Raw genomic sequence first — 17,437 nt, 5'->3', positions numbered from 1 at the left:
GATCTACTGGACGCCGTTCGCCGGTGCCCGGGCGATCGACGGTGACATTCGCACGCGGTGGGGGCAGCTGGGCTGGGAGCTGGGGTACTACGGCTATCCGGTGGCCGATGCCCGCTGTGGGCTGCGCAACGGTGGGTGCCTGCAGCACTTCCAGGGTGGGTCGATCTACTGGACGCCGTTCGCCGGTGCCCGGGCGATCGACGGTGACATTCGCACGCGGTGGGGGCAGCTGGGCTGGGAGCTGGGGTACTACGGCTATCCGGTGGCCGATGCCCGCTGTGGGCTGCGCAACGGTGGGTGCCTGCAGCACTTCCAGGGTGGGTCGATCTACTGGACGCCGTTCACCGGGGCCCAGGCCATCGACGGAGCCATCCGCGCCCGGTGGGGACAGCTGGGCTGGGAGAACGGGTACCTCGGCTACCCGGTCGCCCCGGCGGTCCGCGCGCCCGACGGCGACGCATCGCAGCGGTTCCAGGGCGGGACCCTGCACTGGTCGATGCGGACCGGGCAGGTGCGCGCCTCCTGAGCCGGACGTGCTCGGGGCCCGTCACCAGCTGGTGACGGGCCCCGATCGACGCGCGGTCCTACTCGGCGTCGGCGATGGTGCAGATGACCGCGCCGCTGGTGACCGAGGCGCCCACCTCCGCCGCCAGGCCGGAGATCGAGCCGGCCTTGTGCGCCGTGATCGGCTGCTCCATCTTCATCGCCTCGAGGACGACGACCAGGTCACCGGCCTCGACGGTGGCGCCGTCCTCGACGGCGACCTTGACGATGGTGCCCTGCATCGGCGAGGTGAGGGAGTCACCGGAGGCCGCGGCACCGCCGCCCCCGCCGCCGCGCTTGCGGGGCTTGGCCGCCGCGCCGGGCGCCGCGCCGCCACCGCCGGCGGCGAGCCCGGCGGGCAGGGAGACCTCGAGGCGGCGGCCGCCGACCTCCACGACGACGGTCTGCCGCGGCGCCTCCTCGTCCTGCCCGGCCGGGGCGGCGTCGTAGGGCGGGACCTGGTTGTCCCACTCGGTCTCGATCCAGCGGGTGTGCACCGTGAACGGCTCGCTGGTGAACGCCTTGTCGCGCACCACGGCCCGGTGGAACGGGATGACCGTGGGCATGCCCTCGACCACCAGCTCGTCCAGCGCGCGGCGGGCCCGCTGCAGGGCCTCCTCGCGGGTGGCGCCGGTGACGATCAGCTTGGCCAGCATCGAGTCGAACGCGCCGGCGACCTCGCCGCCGGTCTCGACGCCGGAGTCCCAGCGCACACCGGGGCCCTGCGGGATCTCCAGCCGGTTCACCGGGCCCGGGGCCGGCATGAAGTTGCGGCCGGCGTCCTCGGCGTTGATCCGGAACTCGATGCTGTGACCCCGCGGCTCGGGGTCCTCGGTGATCTCCAGCGGCAGGCCCTCGGCGATGCGGAACTGCTGGCGCACCAGGTCGATGCCGCTGGTCTCCTCGGAGACCGGGTGCTCCACCTGCAGGCGGGTGTTGACCTCGAGGAACGAGATCGAGCCGTCGGCGCCGACCAGGTACTCCACGGTGCCGGCACCGTGGTAGCCGGCCTCCTTGCAGATCGCCTTCGCCGAGGAGTGGATGCGGGCGCGCTGGTCGTCGGTGAGGAACGGCGCGGGCGCCTCCTCGACCAGCTTCTGGTTGCGCCGCTGCAGCGAGCAGTCGCGGGTGCCGACGACGATCACGTTGCCGTGGGTGTCGGCGAGCACCTGTGCCTCGACGTGCCGGGGCTTGTCCAGGAATCGCTCGACGAAGCACTCGCCGCGGCCGAAGGCGGCGACCGCCTCGCGAACCGCCGAGTCGAACAGCTCCGGGATCTCCTCCATCGTGCGGGCGACCTTCAGCCCGCGGCCACCACCACCGAAGGCCGCCTTGATGGCGACCGGGAGGCCGTGCGCTTGCGCGAAGGCCACGACCTCGTCGGCGCCCCCGACCGGGTCCTTCGTCCCGGGCACCAGCGGGGCGCCGGCCTTGGTGGCGATGTGCCGGGCGGCGACCTTGTCGCCGAGGTCGATGATCGCCTGCGGCGACGGGCCGATCCAGGCCAGCCCCGCGTCGAGGACGGCCTGGGCGAAGTCGGCGTTCTCGGAGAGGAACCCGTAGCCGGGGTGGATCGCGTCGGCGCCGGACTGCCGGGCCGCGTCGAGGATCTTGTCGATCACCAGGTAGGAGTCGCCCGGGGTGGTGCCGCCGAGCGCGAAGGCCTCGTCGGCGACGCGTACGTGCAGCGCGTCGCGGTCGGGCTCGGCGTAGACCGCGACGCTGGTGAGACCCGCGTCCTTGCAGGCGCGGGCCACGCGGACCGCGATCTCGCCACGGTTGGCGATGAGAACCTTCTGCACCGGTGTTCTCCCTCTCGTTCGGACGGCTCGGACTGTAGCCAGCAGGCCGCGTCGCCTCCGCGGCAGGGCTGCAGACGTCCGGTACCGGTACCGGTCAGCTCGCGGTGAGCGACCCGGCGAGGCGGCGCGTCAAGCGCGCCATCCGCTGCGTTCGCTGCCGCACCCGCCGTCGGACCGGGTCCTGCTGTGCGTCGTCCGCGTCGGGGGCGACGGCCGCGGCCACCGGGGGATCCACCGGTTCGGCGGACTCCGGGCCCGTGGCCAGGGCGGGCGCGGTGGTGTCCGGGGCCGTCTCCGGGAGCGCCGCGGCGTCCTCCTCGCCCGGGTCCGGCGCGGCGCCGGTGGTCTCCGGCTCGGGCGCCGAGTGCGTGGGGATGAGCGCGACGATCGCGTCCAGGGCGGCATCGAGGATCTCCTCGGCCGTGGGTGCCGGCGCCTCGGCGGGCCCCGCCGGCGGCACCCGGAGCTCGTCGAGCTCCCCGACCACCTGGCAGCCGGCCGCGAGCAGCTCGTCCACCATCGCGGCGGCGCGGGCGACCACCCACGGCCGGGCGCTCGCGGGCACGGTCAGCGAGCCGGACGACGGGCGCTCGGCCAGGACGTCGACGGCCACGTGGTGGGTGATGCGGGCGGCGTAGGTCGGCCAGTCGATGCCGTAGTCCAGCCGCTCGTTGAGCCGGCGGAGGAGCTCGGCCTCCGCCCGGCCCAGCGACTTGTTGCGCCGTCCGTCCGGCGGGGTGGCGAGGGCAGGGTCGACGCCGACCACCTGGGCGAAGCGCTGCCACAGGGTGGCGGGGTCGGCCCCCCGCGGCGGGACGGTGACCAGGTGCACCTGGGTGGCCGGGAGCTCCGCCCCCCACCGCTCCACGAGCGCCGGGAGGTCCTGGCGGAGCCACAGCGCCCGGCCGTACCAGGTGTCGCTCCAGGCCTCGGACCCCACGGTGGCGAGCCACTCGCCGAAGGGCAGGTAGTGCCGGTTCTTGACGTCCTCCTGCCAGACGGCGGGCAGCTGCCGGGCCAGGTCGCGAGCGGTGACGATCACGTGCACCTCGGCGAAGGAGAGGTCGGCGTGGACCCGCGCGATCGCCTCCGGGGGCAGGTCGCCGAAGAGCTCGTGGGAGATGACCGTGGTGCCCTCGTGCGCCCGCGCGGCCTCGACCAGCCGGTTCCAGGCCCCGTCCAGCGCGGGGTCGACCCAGCCGTTGAAGCCCTCCTGCTTCAGGTCCAGCGTGGCGTGGAAGTGCGCCTCGGGCACGTCGCCCGGGTAGAGGACCCCGGCGTCGGCCAGGGCCGCCCGAGAGTTCCAGAGCAGGTCCTGCAGGTAGGTCGTGCCGGACTTCGGTGTACCGACATGAACGATCACCCGGTGCGCACTCATGGTCACCATGGGTACCTGTCGCCGTCGGTGATCGCCATCCCGGAGTGCCATCCCTTCACACCTGTCACACGCGGCCCGGCGGTCAACGTCGCCAGAGTTCGGTGATGGTCAGCCCCCGCTTTCCCAGCTGGGTGCGCAGCACCGTCAGCGACAGCCCCACGACGGCCGCCGGGTCGCCCTCCACCCGGCGGACGAACGGCGCGCCGAGCCCGTCGAGGGTGAACGCGCCGGCCACCGCGAGCGGCTCACCGGTGGCCAGGTAGGCCTCCACCTCCGGCGGGGTCGGGTCGGCGAAGTAGACGACGGTGGAGGCCACCGCGATGTCCCGGCTCACCACGGACCCGTCCCGGACGTCGAACAGGGCCTGACCGGTGTGCAGGACGCCGGAACGCCCGGCCATCCGCCGCCAGCGGTCGCGGGCCTCGGCGGCGTCGGCCGGCTTGCCCTGCGGCCTCCCGGCGAACTCCAGCAGCGAGTCCGCGCCGATCACCAGTGCGTCGGTCTCCCGCTTGGCGACGTCGGCCGCCTTGGCCGCGGCCAGCAGGGCGACGGTCTCGGCGACCCGGGGGGCGGAGTGCGCCGACTCGTCCACCTCGCTGACGACGACCTCGGGGGCGAGGCCGGCCTGGCGCAGCAGCGACAGCCGGGCCGGTGAGGCCGAGCCCAGGACCAGCCTGCGGTCGGCGCTCATGCCGGGCTCCCGGCCGCGCGCCACCCACCGGGGCCGGCCTGCAGCGGACGGCGGTGGGTGCGCCCGTAGGACGCCCACGCGCCGACCGGCGCGGGAGGCCGGCGGCGGGTGCGGCGCTGTGAGAGGGCGGCCACCACAACGGTGAGGGCGGCGAGTTCCGCGGGCGTCGGCTCACCCTTGACGACGCGCAGCAACGGAGGAAGGACCCCCTGCTCCCCACCACTCGCAGGCTCGCGGCGGGCACCCTGCAGGGGGCCGCCCTCATCGGTCGCCTTCACAGCGGGATGTTCCCGTGCTTCTTGGGCGGCAGCGTCTGGCGCTTGTTGGCCAGCACCCGCAGCGCCTTCGTCACCTGGACGCGGGTGTGCGACGGCGGGATCACGGCGTCCACGTACCCGCGGTCGGCGGCGATGTAGGGGTTGGCGAGCGTGTCCTCGTACTCCGCGATGAGCTCGGCGCGGCGGGCGTCGGGGTCCTCGGCGGCCGCGAGCTCCTTGCGGTAGAGGATCCCGACCGCGCCCTGCGCCCCGACCACGGCGATCTGCGCGGTGGGCCACGCCAGGTTCACGTCGGCGCCCAGGTGCTTGGAGCCCATGACGTCGTAGGCGCCGCCGTAGGCCTTGCGGGTGATGACCGTGACCTTCGGGACGGTGGCCTCCGCGTACGCGTAGATCAGCTTGGCGCCGCGACGGATGATGCCCTCCCACTCCTGCGACGTGCCCGGGAGGAAGCCCGGCACGTCGACGAAGGTGAGCACCGGGATGTTGAAGGCGTCGCAGGTGCGCACGAACCGCGCGGCCTTCTCGCTGGCGTCGATGTCCAGCGTGCCGGCGAACTGGGTGGGCTGGTTGGCCACGACGCCGACCGGTCGGCCCTCGACCCGGCCGAAGCCGATGAGGATGTTCGGCGCGAACAGCGGCTGCACCTCGAGGAACTCGCCGTCGTCGAGCACGTGCTCGATGACCGCGTGCATGTCGTAGGGGGTGTTCGCCGAGTCGGGGACGAAGGTGTCGAGCTCCCGGTCCTCGTCGGTCAGCGCGTCCGGGAGGACGGTCTCGACCGGCGCCATCTCGACGGCCGGCAGCGGGTCGAGGTTGTTGCTCGGCAGGTAGGACAGCAGCGCCTTGACGTAGTCGAGCGCATCGTTCTCGTCCTCGGCCAGGTAGTGCGCGACGCCGGACTTCGTGTTGTGCGTGCGGGCGCCGCCGAGCTCCTCGAGCGTGACGTCCTCACCGGTGACCGTCTTCACCACGTCGGGGCCGGTGATGAACATCTGGCTGGTCTTGTCGACCATGACGACGAAGTCGGTGAGCGCGGGGGAGTAGACGTGCCCGCCCGCGGCCGGGCCCATGACCAGCGAGATCTGCGGGATCACGCCGGAGGCGTGCACGTTCCGCTGGAAGATCTCGCCGTAGAGGCCGAGGGAGACCACGCCCTCCTGGATGCGGGCGCCCCCGCCCTCGTTGATGCCGATGACCGGGCAGCCGTTCTTGATGGCGAAGTCCTGCACCTTGACGATCTTCTCGCCGTAGACCTCGCCGAGGCTGCCGCCGAAGACCGTGACGTCCTGGGAGAAGATCGCCACCGGGCGGCCGTCGACGGTGCCGTACCCGGTGACGACGCCGTCGCCGAACGGGCGCTTGTCGGCCATCCCGAAGTTCGTCGACCGGTGCCGGGCGAACTCGTCGAACTCGGTGAACGAGCCCGGGTCCAGCAGCGCCTCGATCCGCTCGCGGGCGGTCATCTTGCCGGCCGCGTGCTGCTTCTCGACCGCGCGCTCGGAGCCCGCGTGGACGGCCTCCTGCACCCGGCGCTCGAAGTCAGCGAGCTTCCCGGCGGTCGTGTGGATGTCGACGTCGTCGGGGACCTGCTCCCCGGCGCTCTCCAGTTCGGCGGCACTCACGCGTCCTCGTTCTCCTCGCTGGCGCTCGTCGGCCGCCGTGGCGGCGCTGCTGTGCACGGGGCGTGGCCGCGCATGCGGGGCCACGGGATCCGTAGCGTAGGGGAGCCGCTCGCCCCCTTCCTTCCGGAGTCCCGCCCACGGTGCGAGCGCTCACCCCGCGGCGGCGCGTGGCTACCGTCTCCTCCGTGCCCGACACACCTTCCTCGCGCTGGTCGGACCTCGAGCGTCCCGCGCTCGACGCCTCCGCGCTGCAGGCCGCCCTGACCCGCGACACCGCCCTGTGGCGCTCGGTCGAGGTGGTCGACGAGATCGGTTCGACCAATGCCGCGCTGGCCGCCGCGGCCGCGGACGGCGCCCCCGAGGGCACCGTGCTCGTGGCCGAGCACCAGGTCACCGGCCGCGGGCGGCTCGACCGGGTGTGGATGTCGCCGCCGCGCGCCGGCCTGACCGTCTCCTTCCTCCTCCGCCCGGACGTGCCCGCCGCCCGCCGTGGCTGGCTGCCGCTGCTGACCGGGGTGGCGCTGGCGGAGTCGGTGCGGGAGGTGGCCGGCGTGCTCTCGACCGTGAAGTGGCCCAACGACCTGCTCGCCCGGGACGGGCGCAAGCTGGCGGGCATCCTGGCCGAGTCGGTCGGTGGAGCAGGGCAGCCGTCCGGGGTCGTCGTCGGCGTGGGGCTGAACGTGTCGACGTCGGAGGCCGAGCTCCCCGGAACGGGTACGTCGCTGTCGGTCGTCACCGGCGCGACCGTGGACCGCGGCCCGGTGCTGCTGGGCTTCCTGCGGGCCGTCGAGCGGCGCTACCTGGGCTGGCGCGAGGCGCTGGGTGACCCGGTCGTCTCGGGTCTCGCCCGCGACTACCTGTCGTGGTCGTCGACGGTGGGCAGCACGGTCGAGGTGACGATGCCGGATGGGTCCGCGATGGTCGGCACCGCCCGTGCGATCGACTGGGACGGCCGGCTGGTCGTGGACACCCCCGAGGGACAGGTGGAGCTCGCCAGCGGCGACGTCCGGCACGTGCGGCGGGCCTGACCCGGTACGGCATCGCCGCCCCCGGCCCGGCTTCGGCGTCGAGCGCCGTCCGTGCGGACGCGCCGAGGGCGTCGATCGCCGGACCCGGGGCGGATCGGCGGCATCCTGGTGGGGTGCCGTACCCCGACAAGCTCCTCGCCGACGACGAAGAGGTCGTGCGGCACCTGCACCCGCACTGGCTGACGGTCTTCTGGCCGGTCGTGCTCTTCCTGCTCGTCGTCGGGGGCGCGTCGTTCGGTGCCGCGCTGGTCCCGCCCGGCCGGCAGCAGGGGATGATCCGGCTGGCGATCGTGGTGGTGGCGCTCCTCCTGCTGGTGTTCCTCGTGCTCGTGCCCCTGCTGCGCTGGCGGACGACGCACTACGTGGTCACCACCCACCGGCTGCTCTTCCGCGAGGGGATCCTCGCCCGCCGCGGCCGCGATCTCGGGCTCTCCCGGATCACCGACGTCTCCTACCGGCAGACGCTCTGGGAGCGGATCGTCCGATCCGGCACGCTCACCATCGAGACCGCCGGCGACAGCGGCCCCACCGTGCTGCGGCAGATCCCCGACAGCGACGGGGTGCAGCAGCTGCTCAACGTCATGATCGAGGAGGACGCGGAGCGCCGGGCCCGGGAGAACGCCGGGTACGTCCGCGGCGAGGAGGGGTGGCCGCCGCCGGAGGGGTGGCGCTCCACCGAGATCCTCTGACGTCCACCGGATGTGACGGGTCCGTCACGGCGCGCCTCGGCGGTTCTGTCGTACCCCCTCCCTACCTTCTGCGGCTATGCGGCTGCTGCACACCTCCGACTGGCACATCGGCCGCACCCTGCACGGCACCGATCTGCTCGCCGAGCAGGAGGAGGTGCTGAGCGGGCTGGCCGCGGTGGTCGCGCAGGAAGGCGTCGACGTCGTCGTCGTCGCCGGTGACGTCTACGACCGGGCGGTGCCCTCGGCCGACGCCACCGCCGTGCTCGACCGGGTCGTCGGCCGGCTGCTGGCCACCGGGGCCCGCGTGGTGCTCACCCCCGGCAACCACGACTCCGCTCGCCGGTTGGGCACCTTCTCCGGTCTGCTCAGCGCCGCGGGCCTGCACGTGCGAGCGGCGACCCCGCGGCTGGACGAACCGGTGCTGCTGGCCGACGAGCACGGCGAGGTCGCGGTCTACGGCATCCCCTACCTGGAGCCCGAGGTGGCCCGGCACGAGCTCGGCGTCCCCGGCGCCCGTGGGCACGAGGCGGTGCTGCAGGAGGCGATGGACCGCGTGCGCGCCGATCTCTTCCTCCGGCCGGGGGTGCGCTCGGTGGTGCTCGCGCACGCCTTCGTCGGTGGCGGCGTGGCGAGCGACAGCGAGCGGGACATCTGCGTCGGCGGCGTCGACCTGGTGCCGGTGTCGGTCTTCGACGGCGTCGACTACGTCGCGCTCGGCCACCTGCACCGTCCGCAGACGCTCAGCCCGCGGGTGCGTTACAGCGGCTCGCCCCTGGCCTACTCCTTCGGCGAGGCCGGGCAGCAGAAGCAGGCCTGGCTGGTCGAGCTCGACGCCGGCGGGCTGGCCGGAGTCCGGGCGGTCCCGCTGCCCATCCCGCGGCCGCTCAGCGTGCTCACCGGCACGCTCGAGGAGCTGCTCGCCGAGCCGGCGCACGAGGCGGCCGAGCAGCACTTCGTCTCCGCTCGGCTGACCGACCCGGCGCGACCCGCGGACCCCATGCGCCGCCTGCAGACCCGGTTCCCGCACTGCGTGCACCTGGACTGGACCGGTGCGGGCGCGGTGATCGAGCGCGGCAGCTACCAGGAGCGGATGCGCGGGCGCAGCGCGCTGGAGATCGCCGACGAATTCGTCAGCGCGGTGCGGGGCGTACCCGCCGGGGCCGCCGAGCGGGAGCTGTTGGCGCGGGCGCTCGGGGCCGCCGACCGCGAGGACGCCGCCCGATGAGGCTGCACCGGCTGTCGCTGACCGCCTTCGGGCCCTTCGCCGGCACCGTCGAGGTCGACCTCGACGAGGTGGGGCGCGACGGGCTGTTCCTGCTGTGGGGCCCGACCGGGGCGGGCAAGACCACGCTGCTGGACGCCGTCGTGTTCGCCCTCTACGGCCGCGTCCCGGGCGCGCGCGGCGAGGAGAAGCGGCTGCGCAGCGACCACGCGGACGCCGCCACGCGGACCGAGGTCAGCTGCGAGCTGACCCTCGGCGACGAGCGGTTGCGCGTCGTCCGGCGGCCGGAGCAGCAACGGCCCAAGAAGCGCGGCGAGGGCTGGGCGACCGAGCAGGCCAAGCTGGTGGTCTCCCGGCTCACCGACGGCGGGTGGGAGCCGGTCAGCACGCGCATCGACGAGGGGTCCGAGCACCTGCGCACGCGGCTCGGGCTCGACGTGCACCAGTTCTGCCAGGTGGTGCTGCTCCCGCAGGGCGACTTCGCGCGGTTCCTGCGCGCCGAGCCGGAGCACCGCACCGAGCTGCTGCGCACGCTGTTCGACGTCGACCGCTTCGCCCGGGCCGAGGAGTGGCTGGCAGAGGAGCGCGCGGCGGCCCGCGCACGCACCGAGGACGCGCGCTACCAGCTGGGCACGCTGCTCGACCGGGTCGCCCAGATAGCCGACGTCGAGGTGCCCGAGGAGCTAGCCCCGGAGCTGGTGGGCGCGGGGGCAGGCGGGGGAGTGCTGCGCTGGGTGGCGGAGGTGCGGGCCACCGCGGCCGGGCGCCTGGCGACGGCCACCGCGCGGGCCGATGCGGCCGCCGCCGAGACGGCCACCGCGGACGCCGAGCTGACGGCCGCCCGCGCGCTGGCGGGACGGCACGACCGGCGCGACCAGGCCACCGCGGAGCTCGCGGCACTGGAGCGGCGGGAGCCGGAGCTCGCGCCGCTGCGGGCCGAGCGCGACGCCGCCCGCCGGGCCGAGCCGTTGCGCGACGTGCTCGCCGCGGCCCGTTCGGCCGGGCGGGCGGCAGAGCGGGCCGCGGACGACCTGGCCGGCGCCGTGGCGGCCTGGCAGCCGGTCGCCGGGGGCCGCCCCGCCGACGGTGTGGTCGCGCGCGAGCTGCGCGACCAGGCCGCCGAGGCGCGCTCACTGCTGCCCGAGGTGGAGCGCGCCCGCGCCCTGGAGCGGTCGATCGCCGCGCTCGACCGGCAGGCCCGCGAGCTGGCCGACCGGTGCCGCGCGGGGGAGGAGGCCGTCGCCGCGCTGCCGGGGCTGCTGGCCGAGCAGGAGCAGGAGGTGGTGGCGGCGCGGTCGGCCGCCGCGGAGCTGCCGGGCCTGCGCGCCGCCCTGGAGTCCGCGGAGGCGGCTCTCGCCGCGGGACGAGCGGCCGGGGAGCTGGACCGCACGCTGCGGTCGCTGCGCGAGGACGTCGCCCGGGCGCGGGACGCCCGCGCCGACGCCCGGGAACGGTGGCTGGACCTGCGCGCCCGGCGACTGGACGGGATGGCCGCCGAGCTCGCCGCCGGGCTCATCGACGGCGCCGACTGCCCGGTCTGCGGCTCCACCGAGCACCCTCGGCCGGCGGAGCCGGGCGGCGAACGGGTCACCGCGGCCGACGAGGACGCCGCGCGGGCGCTCGCGGATGCAGCCGAGGCCGCGTTCACCGGGGCCGCCGGCCGGCTGGAGGCCGTCGAGCGCGAGCTCGCCGGCCTGCGGGCGCGGGCCGGGGAACTGCCGGTGGACGAGCAGGCCGCGCGCGTCGCGGAACTGGCGGCGGCCGAGCGCGTCGCGGCCGGGCTGGCCGCCGGGCTCCCGCCGGCCGAGGCGCGCCTCCAGCGGCTCCTCGATCAGCGCGAGGAGGCGGCCGGGCGGCTCGCCGTCGACCGCGAGGAGCTCCGGGCCCGCACCGCCGAGCGCGACGCGCTGACGACCGGCCTCGCCGAGCTGGGCAGCCGGCTGGACGCAGCCCGCGGCGGCGACGCCGACCTGGCCGCCCGGGTCGCCCGGCTGTCGGCCGCCGCGGAGGCGTGCGAGGCGGTGGTGGCCGCCGAGGTCGAGGAGCTGCGTGCCCGCGCGGAGGCCGAGTCGGCCCGCCGGACGGCGGAGGAGCGCGCCGGGGCCGCAGGTTTCCGCGACGTCCAGGCCGCGGCGGCGGCCCTCGCCGGCGCGGGCCGTCTGGCGCAGCTGGACCGGCAGCTCGACGAGCACGACCAGCGCGTCGCCGTGCTGCGCGCCCAGCTGGCCGCCCCAGAGCTCGCCGACCTCCCCGACCGGCCCGATCTCGCCGCCCTCGAGGACCGCTGCGCGGGAGGCACCCGCCGGCGGGAGGAGGCCGTGGCCGCGCTCGAGCAGGCGCGCCGCTGCAGCAGTGCGCTCGACGACCTGGTCGGGAAGGTGAGCGCGGCGGAGCTGACGCTGGCCGAGCTGCGCGCCTGGGCCGACCAGGTCACCGGGCTGGCCGACCTGACCCACGGCCGCGGGGCGAACACACGGAAGATGCGGCTGCAGTCGTTCGTGCTCGCCGCGCGCCTCGAGCAGGTGGCCGAGGTGGCCAGCCGGCGGCTGCTGGACATGTCGGGGGGCCGGTACACGTTCCTGCACAGCGACGCGCAGGGGCGGCACGGCGCTCGCGGTGGGCTGGGGCTGGACGTGTTCGACGAGTACACCGGCGCCCGCCGTCCCACCAAGACGCTCTCGGGCGGGGAGAGCTTCATGGCCTCGCTGGCGCTGGCGCTGGGGCTCGCCGACGTCGTCACCGCGGAGACCGGCGGCGTCCGGATCGACACCCTGTTCGTGGACGAGGGGTTCGGCACCCTCGACGCGCAGGCCCTGGACGCGGTGATGACGGTGCTCGACGAACTCCGCCGGGGCGGACGCACGGTGGGCGTCATCAGCCACCTGGAGGAGCTGCGCACCCGCATCCCGACCAGGCTCGAGGTGATCGCCGGCCGGAACGGTTCCCGCCTGGCCGGCTGACCGGTGCGATCACGCAGAGTAGACAAGTCGACACGCAGACGGTCGAAATGATGACCAACGGGTGTCCGGTGACGTAACGTTCGGGGTATCCGCGGTGACGAAGACCTTCCACCCGGTGTCCGGAGGGTGAGGCCAGGGAGTGCCACGCCTCTCGCCCGCCGTACCCGATCTCGCGGGTGGCGGCTCCAGAGCTGATGCGGAGAGTGCACCGATGCGCAACGACCACTGGCAGTCCTTCTACAGCGGCCCGGCGTCGGAGCGGGTCCCCCTGGAGGAGTCGACCTTCGCCCGCTGGGTCACCGAGCGCATGAACGGTCAGCCGCCGATCGTGGACGTCGGCACCGGTACCGCCCGGGATGCCCGCTTCTTCGGCATGAAGGACCACGAGGTCGTCGGGGTCGACTACTCCGCCGCCGCCGTGGAGACCGCCACCCGGCGGTCCGAGGAGGAAGGCTGGGGCGCGCGATTCCAGGTCGTTGACCTGTCCGACGAGCGGTCGATCGCCGGTTTCGCCGACGGCCTCGACTGGAGCCGCGGGTGGAACCTCTACGCACGCTTCCTGGTGCACGCCATCACCGACGACGCCCGCGCCAACCTCTGGACGCTCCTGGTCCAGGTCGTCTCGGCCGGCGGACAGGGGTGGCTGGAGTTCCGCACCGACAAGGACGCGGCCGCCGAGAAGGTCTTCGGGGAGCACTACCGGCAGTACCTCCCGGTGGCCCAGGTGGCCGATGAGCTGGCCGACCGCGGCCTGCGGGTGCTCGAGCAGGTCGAGAGTCAGGGACTGGCCCCGCACAAGGGCGAGGACCCGTGGGTCGCTCGCCTGCGGGTCGGCTCCGCCGCCTGACCGATCGCCGCCCGGTCCCGGCGGGCCACGCCCGGTAGCCCGCCGGGGCTCTCCGGATAGCCTTCGGAACCGTGCCTGCCGCCTTGGACCCGCGTACCGGTCTGCCCGTGGTCGCCGTCGTCGGCGGAGGGCAGCTGGCCAGGATGACCCAGCAGGCGGCGATCGCGCTCGGCCAGTCGCTGCGGGTGCTGTCCGCCGGCCCGGCCGAGTCCGCGGCGCTGGTGGCCGCGGACGTCCGGATCGGTGACCACCGTGACCTGGGTGACCTGCGGGCGCTCGCCGACGGCGCCACGGTGGTCACCTTCGACCACGAGCACGTGCCCACCGAGCACCTGCGCACGCTGGTCGAGGAGGGCACCCGCGTCGCCCCCGGCCCGGAGGCGCTGGTGCACGCGCAGGACAAGCTGGTGCTGCGCCGCGCGCTCGCGGAGGCGGGGGAGCCGCAGCCGGCCTGGGCCGAGGTCCGCTCCGCCGCTGACGTCGCCGCCTTCGCCGCGGCGCACGGCTGGCCGGTCGTGCTCAAGACCCCCCGCGGCGGGTACGACGGCAAGGGTGTCTTCGTCGTCGGGGACGCCGGAGCCGCCGACGAGCTGCTGGACCGGCACGGCACCCTGCTCGCCGAGCAGCGGGTGGCCATGGTGCGGGAACTGTCGGCACAGGTGGCCCGCTCGCCGTTCGGGCAGGTGGCGGTGTGGCCGGTGGTGCAGACCGTCCAGCGCGACGGCGTCTGCGCCGAGGTGTACGCCCCCGCCCCCGGGCTCTCCGACGAGTTGGCCACCGCGGCCCAAGAACTCGCGGTGCGCATCGCCGACCGGCTCGGCGTCGTCGGCATGCTCGCGGTCGAGCTGTTCGAGACCGCCGAGGGGGTCCTGGTCAACGAGCTGGCCATGCGCCCGCACAACTCGGGGCACTGGACCATTGAGGGCGCCCGCACCAGCCAGTTCGAGCAGCACCTGCGCGCCGTCCTGGACTACCCGCTGGGCTCGACGGAGATGGTCGCCCCGGTCGCGGTGATGGCCAACGTGCTCGGCGGTGCCGCCGCGGCGGAGGGCTGGTCGGGGCCGGCGCTGGACGAGCGGATCCACCACCTCATGGCGCACTGGCCCGACGTGAAGCTGCACTGGTACGGCAAGACGCAGCGACCGCGCCGCAAGCTCGGCCACGTGACCGCGCTCGGGGCCGACCTCGAGGAGGTGCGGGCGCGGGCGGTGGCTGCCGCCCGCTACCTCGCCGACGGCGTGGTCGACCCGGCCTTCGCCTTCGCGCACGACCACGAGCACTGAGGAGCAGGGCATGAGCGACCCCGTCGTCGGCATCGTGATGGGCAGCGACTCGGACTGGCCGATGATGCAGCCGGCCGCCGAGGCGCTCGCGGAGTTCGACGTTCCGTGGGAGGCCCACGTGCTCTCCGCGCACCGCACGCCCCGGCGGATGCTCGACTACGCCGAGCAGGCCGCCGGGCGTGGGCTACGGGTGATCGTCGCCGGCGCCGGCGGTGCGGCGCACCTGCCGGGGATGGTCGCCGCGGCCACGCCGCTGCCGGTCATCGGCGTGCCCCGCCCGCTCGACCGGCTCGACGGACTGGACAGCCTCCTGTCGATCGTGCAGATGCCGGCGGGCGTGCCGGTGGCGACCGTCGGCATCGGGGGAGGCCGCAACGCCGGGCTGCTGGCGGTGCGCATCCTGGCCGCGAGCGACGCGGAGCTGCGCGGCCGGGTCGAGCGGTTCCAGGCCGATCTCGCCGAGCGCGTTGTCGCGCGGGACCTCACCCTCCAGGAGCGCCTCGCTACCGGCGGGTAGTCGGACGTCCTACGATCGGGTCGTGGGTACCGACAGCGGGCTGTACGCGTTGACCGAGGAGCACGAGGCGATCCGCGAGGCGGTGCGTGACATCGCCGAGCGGGAGATCGCGCCGTACGCGGCCGAGGTGGACGCCGACTCCCGGTACCCCATCGAGGCGCAGAAGGCCCTGACGGCCGCCGGCTTCCACGCCACCCACATCCCCGAGGAGTACGGCGGCGAGGGTGCGGACGCGATCGCGACCTGCATCGTGATCGAGGAGGTCGCCCGGGTCGACGTCAGCGCCTCGCTGATCCCCGCGGTCAACAAGCTCGGCTCGATGCCGATCATCCTGTCCGCGTCCGAGGACGTGAAGCAGAAGGTGCTGCCCTCGATCGCCTCGGGCGAGGCGATGATCAGCTACGGCCTCTCCGAGCGGGAGGCCGGCTCCGACGCCGCCGCGATGAAGACCCGCGCCCGCCTCGACGGCGACTCCTGGGTGCTCAACGGCACCAAGGCGTGGATAACCAACTCCGGCATCTCCGAGTGGTACACGGTCATGGCCGTCACCGACCCGGAGAAGGGTGCCAACGGCATCTCCGCCTTCGCGGTGCACCGCGACGACCCGGGCTTCGCCGTCGGCCCGAAGGAACGGAAGATGGGCATCAAGGGCTCGCCGACCTGCGAGCTCTACTTCACCGACTGCACCATCCCGGCCGACCGGATCATCGGCGCGCCCGGTACCGGCTTCAAGACCGCGCTGCGGACGCTGGACTTCACCCGGCCGACCATCGGCGCGCAGGCCGTCGGCGTCGCCCAAGGCGCGCTCGATGCCTCCGTGACCTACGTCAAGGAGCGCAAGCAGTTCGGCAAGAACATCGGGGAGTTCCAGGGCGTGCAGTTCATGCTCGCCGACATGGAGATGAAGATCGAGGCGGCCCGGCACCTGGTCTACGTCGCCGCCGCCGCGGGGGAGCAGGGGCGGCCCGACGTCACCCGCGTCTCGGCCTCGGCCAAGGCGTTCGCCTCCGACGTCGCCATGCAGGTGACCACCGACGCCGTCCAGCTCTTCGGCGGTGCCGGCTACACCCAGGACTTCCCGGTCGAGCGGATGATGCGCGACGCGAAGATCACCCAGATCTACGAGGGCACCAACCAGGTGCAGCGCATGGTGATCGCCCGGAGCCTGCTGAGGTAGCCACCGCGAGGCCCCGGCTGCCCGGGCCCTCACCGGCCGGTCCTCGACGCGGGGAGCGTCCCCCGGGATCAGCCCGTCGGGCAGTCGCGCAGGGCGGAGCCGGTGAACTCCGGGACGGGCCGGGCCTGCGCCTCCTCGAGGGTCTCGGCCTCACCGTTCTCCCGGATGTCCTGGATCAGCCACTCCATCTCGGCGATCTCCCGCTCCTGGGCCTCGATGATCTCGACGGCCAGCTGGCACACCCGGACGTCGTCGATGTCCGCGCGCTCGGAGCGGGTGATGGCCAGCGAGTGGTGCGGGATCATCGCGCTCATCCAGTTGACGTCGTCCACGGTGACCTGGCTGCGGTCGAGGAAGATCCCGCCGCCCAGCAGCAGGAGGCTCGCCGCCACGATGGCGATGTTGCCCTTCACGTTCTTGTACATGGAGAGCATCCAGGCGAGCATGACCAGCCCCATGGTCCCGCCCATGGTGAGCGCCATGAACACGCGGCTCTCGCTGAACCGGACGTGGCTCCACTCCCACGTGCCGGCGAACATGGTGAAGTACATGACCACCATGGACGTGCTGATCATGGCCGCGAAGCGCAGGTACATCTTCGCCTCGTGGGACATGCCGCCCTGATCGTGCTCGTCGCCGTCGTGGTTCCGCTTCGTCGCCATGGATCCGCTCTCCGTCTCTCCGTCGTCCGTGCGCGCAGCCGCGCGCGTCGTCCCGCGGCCGCCGCGACGGCTGCGCTCTCGTCCCACGGTGATCCCCCGGGGCCGACGTGCGGGTCGACGGCGTCGCGGGATCGAGGCGACGGTCCGCATGCCCGTACGGTCGTACGGACAAACGCCGACGGGGCCCGGGGCGCGAGCCCGGGACGGCGGCGTGCCCGTGGATCCGTACGGGTAGGCCGTCCGCGGAGGTGCCCGCCGATGCCTGGATCCCTGCACGCCCACCCGGTCGACCCCGAGCGGACGGCCCGTGCCCGCGCGCGGCTCCCCGGCCGGGAGGAGGCCGCCCGGCTGACCAGCGTGCTGAGCCTGATGGCCGACCCCACCCGGGCCCGGGTTCTGTTCGCGCTCGACGTGGTGGAGGAGCTCTGCGTCGGCGACCTCGCCCTGGCCCTGGAGGTCAACGAGGACGCCGTCGGCTACGCCCTGCGGCTACTGCGCACGGCGGGTCTCGTCACGAACCGGAAGCAGGGGCGCGTCGTGTACTACCGGCTGGCCCACGGGTTCCCCGAGCCGCTGCGGGAGCACTGCCTGCGTCGGCTGGTCGTGCTCGCCGACGCGGCGCCCGAGGACGACTGACGGCCGCGGGCCGGGCGTCGGAGGCCCCGCCGCCTGACGGGGCATGCCCGTAGACTCCCGCTCTGCGTGCGTCCGCGGCGTTCCCGGAACCGACGAGGA

At 74.3% G+C, this 17,437-nt stretch carries 16 protein-coding genes; 10 read left to right on the top strand and 6 right to left on the bottom strand.

Translation table 11 applies throughout. The features are described 5' to 3' along the window. Window positions 1–526: LGFP repeat-containing protein (locus ACI79K_RS20040; protein WP_456600596.1), on the top strand; the 526-nt coding region annotated here is incomplete at its 5' end. 58 nt (window positions 527–584) lie between these two features. Here ACI79K_RS20040 and ACI79K_RS20035 read toward each other — a convergent pair. The 5 genes from ACI79K_RS20035 to ACI79K_RS20015 all read right to left on the bottom strand — a co-directional run bounded on the left by ACI79K_RS20035 (window position 585) and on the right by ACI79K_RS20015 (window position 6,317). After that, a complete protein-coding gene (locus tag ACI79K_RS20035) occupies window positions 585–2,345 on the bottom strand; it encodes an acetyl/propionyl/methylcrotonyl-CoA carboxylase subunit alpha (protein ID WP_456600595.1) in 1,761 nt (586 codons plus the stop codon). A 94-nt stretch (window positions 2,346–2,439) separates the two neighbouring features. Continuing rightward, window positions 2,440–3,723 carry a hypothetical protein gene (locus ACI79K_RS20030; protein ID WP_456600594.1) on the bottom strand — a complete coding sequence of 428 codons (1,284 nt, stop codon included), beginning with the start codon at window positions 3,721–3,723 and terminating at the stop codon, window positions 2,440–2,442. 82 nt (window positions 3,724–3,805) lie between these two features. After that, a complete protein-coding gene (locus tag ACI79K_RS20025) occupies window positions 3,806–4,414 on the bottom strand; it encodes a Maf family protein (protein ID WP_456600593.1) in 609 nt (202 codons plus the stop codon). Next, window positions 4,411–4,692 carry an acyl-CoA carboxylase subunit epsilon gene (locus tag ACI79K_RS20020; RefSeq protein ID WP_456591145.1) on the bottom strand — a complete coding sequence of 94 codons (282 nt, stop codon included), beginning with the start codon at window positions 4,690–4,692 and terminating at the stop codon, window positions 4,411–4,413. Before ACI79K_RS20020 ends, ACI79K_RS20025 begins: the two co-directional genes overlap by 4 nt. Beyond that, window positions 4,689–6,317, bottom strand: a complete 1,629-nt coding sequence (locus ACI79K_RS20015; RefSeq protein ID WP_456600592.1) for an acyl-CoA carboxylase subunit beta — start codon at window positions 6,315–6,317, stop codon at window positions 4,689–4,691. Before ACI79K_RS20015 ends, ACI79K_RS20020 begins: the two co-directional genes overlap by 4 nt. A gap of 185 nt (window positions 6,318–6,502) precedes the next feature. Here ACI79K_RS20015 and ACI79K_RS20010 point away from each other — a divergent pair, with 185 nt between their 5' ends. The 8 genes from ACI79K_RS20010 (at window position 6,503) to ACI79K_RS19975 (ending at window position 16,040) form a co-directional block, all read left to right on the top strand. Continuing rightward, entirely contained in the window at window positions 6,503–7,345 is an 843-nt protein-coding gene (locus ACI79K_RS20010; protein WP_456591143.1) for a biotin--[acetyl-CoA-carboxylase] ligase, read from the top strand. A gap of 113 nt (window positions 7,346–7,458) precedes the next feature. Then, window positions 7,459–8,034, top strand: coding sequence for a PH domain-containing protein (locus tag ACI79K_RS20005; protein ID WP_456591142.1), 576 nt, complete (start codon window positions 7,459–7,461; stop codon window positions 8,032–8,034). A 76-nt stretch (window positions 8,035–8,110) separates the two neighbouring features. Continuing rightward, a complete protein-coding gene (locus ACI79K_RS20000) occupies window positions 8,111–9,259 on the top strand; it encodes an exonuclease SbcCD subunit D (protein ID WP_456600591.1) in 1,149 nt (382 codons plus the stop codon). Next, entirely contained in the window at window positions 9,256–12,216 is a 2,961-nt protein-coding gene (locus tag ACI79K_RS19995; protein ID WP_456600590.1) for an AAA family ATPase, read from the top strand. Before ACI79K_RS20000 ends, ACI79K_RS19995 begins: the two co-directional genes overlap by 4 nt. 211 nt (window positions 12,217–12,427) lie before the next feature. Further along, window positions 12,428–13,063: a class I SAM-dependent methyltransferase gene (locus ACI79K_RS19990; RefSeq protein ID WP_456591139.1), complete on the top strand. Its 636-nt coding sequence runs from the start codon at window positions 12,428–12,430 to the stop codon at window positions 13,061–13,063. A 71-nt stretch (window positions 13,064–13,134) separates the two neighbouring features. Next, window positions 13,135–14,346, top strand: coding sequence for a 5-(carboxyamino)imidazole ribonucleotide synthase (locus tag ACI79K_RS19985; RefSeq protein ID WP_456600589.1), 1,212 nt, complete (start codon window positions 13,135–13,137; stop codon window positions 14,344–14,346). A 10-nt stretch (window positions 14,347–14,356) separates the two neighbouring features. After that, a complete protein-coding gene (gene purE, locus ACI79K_RS19980) occupies window positions 14,357–14,863 on the top strand; it encodes a 5-(carboxyamino)imidazole ribonucleotide mutase (RefSeq protein WP_456591137.1) in 507 nt (168 codons plus the stop codon). A 22-nt stretch (window positions 14,864–14,885) separates the two neighbouring features. Next, window positions 14,886–16,040, top strand: a complete 1,155-nt coding sequence (locus tag ACI79K_RS19975; RefSeq protein WP_456600588.1) for an acyl-CoA dehydrogenase family protein — start codon at window positions 14,886–14,888, stop codon at window positions 16,038–16,040. Between the two features lie 68 nt (window positions 16,041–16,108). Here ACI79K_RS19975 and ACI79K_RS19970 read toward each other — a convergent pair whose 3' ends face one another. After that, the gene (locus ACI79K_RS19970) at window positions 16,109–16,702 is read right to left on the bottom strand and encodes a DUF305 domain-containing protein (RefSeq protein WP_456591135.1); all 594 of its coding nucleotides are present in this window, start codon (window positions 16,700–16,702) and stop codon (window positions 16,109–16,111) included. A 258-nt stretch (window positions 16,703–16,960) separates the two neighbouring features. On the opposite strand from ACI79K_RS19970, the gene ACI79K_RS19965 reads away from it, so the two are divergent. Continuing rightward, window positions 16,961–17,338: an ArsR/SmtB family transcription factor gene (locus ACI79K_RS19965; protein WP_456600587.1), complete on the top strand. Its 378-nt coding sequence runs from the start codon at window positions 16,961–16,963 to the stop codon at window positions 17,336–17,338. Window positions 17,339–17,437: the final 99 nt, after the last annotated feature.

Source organism: Blastococcus sp. SYSU DS0616 (assembly GCF_054051015.1).
Note: the sequence above shows the minus strand (reverse complement) of the source record. Positions and strands in the feature narration are given on the sequence as shown.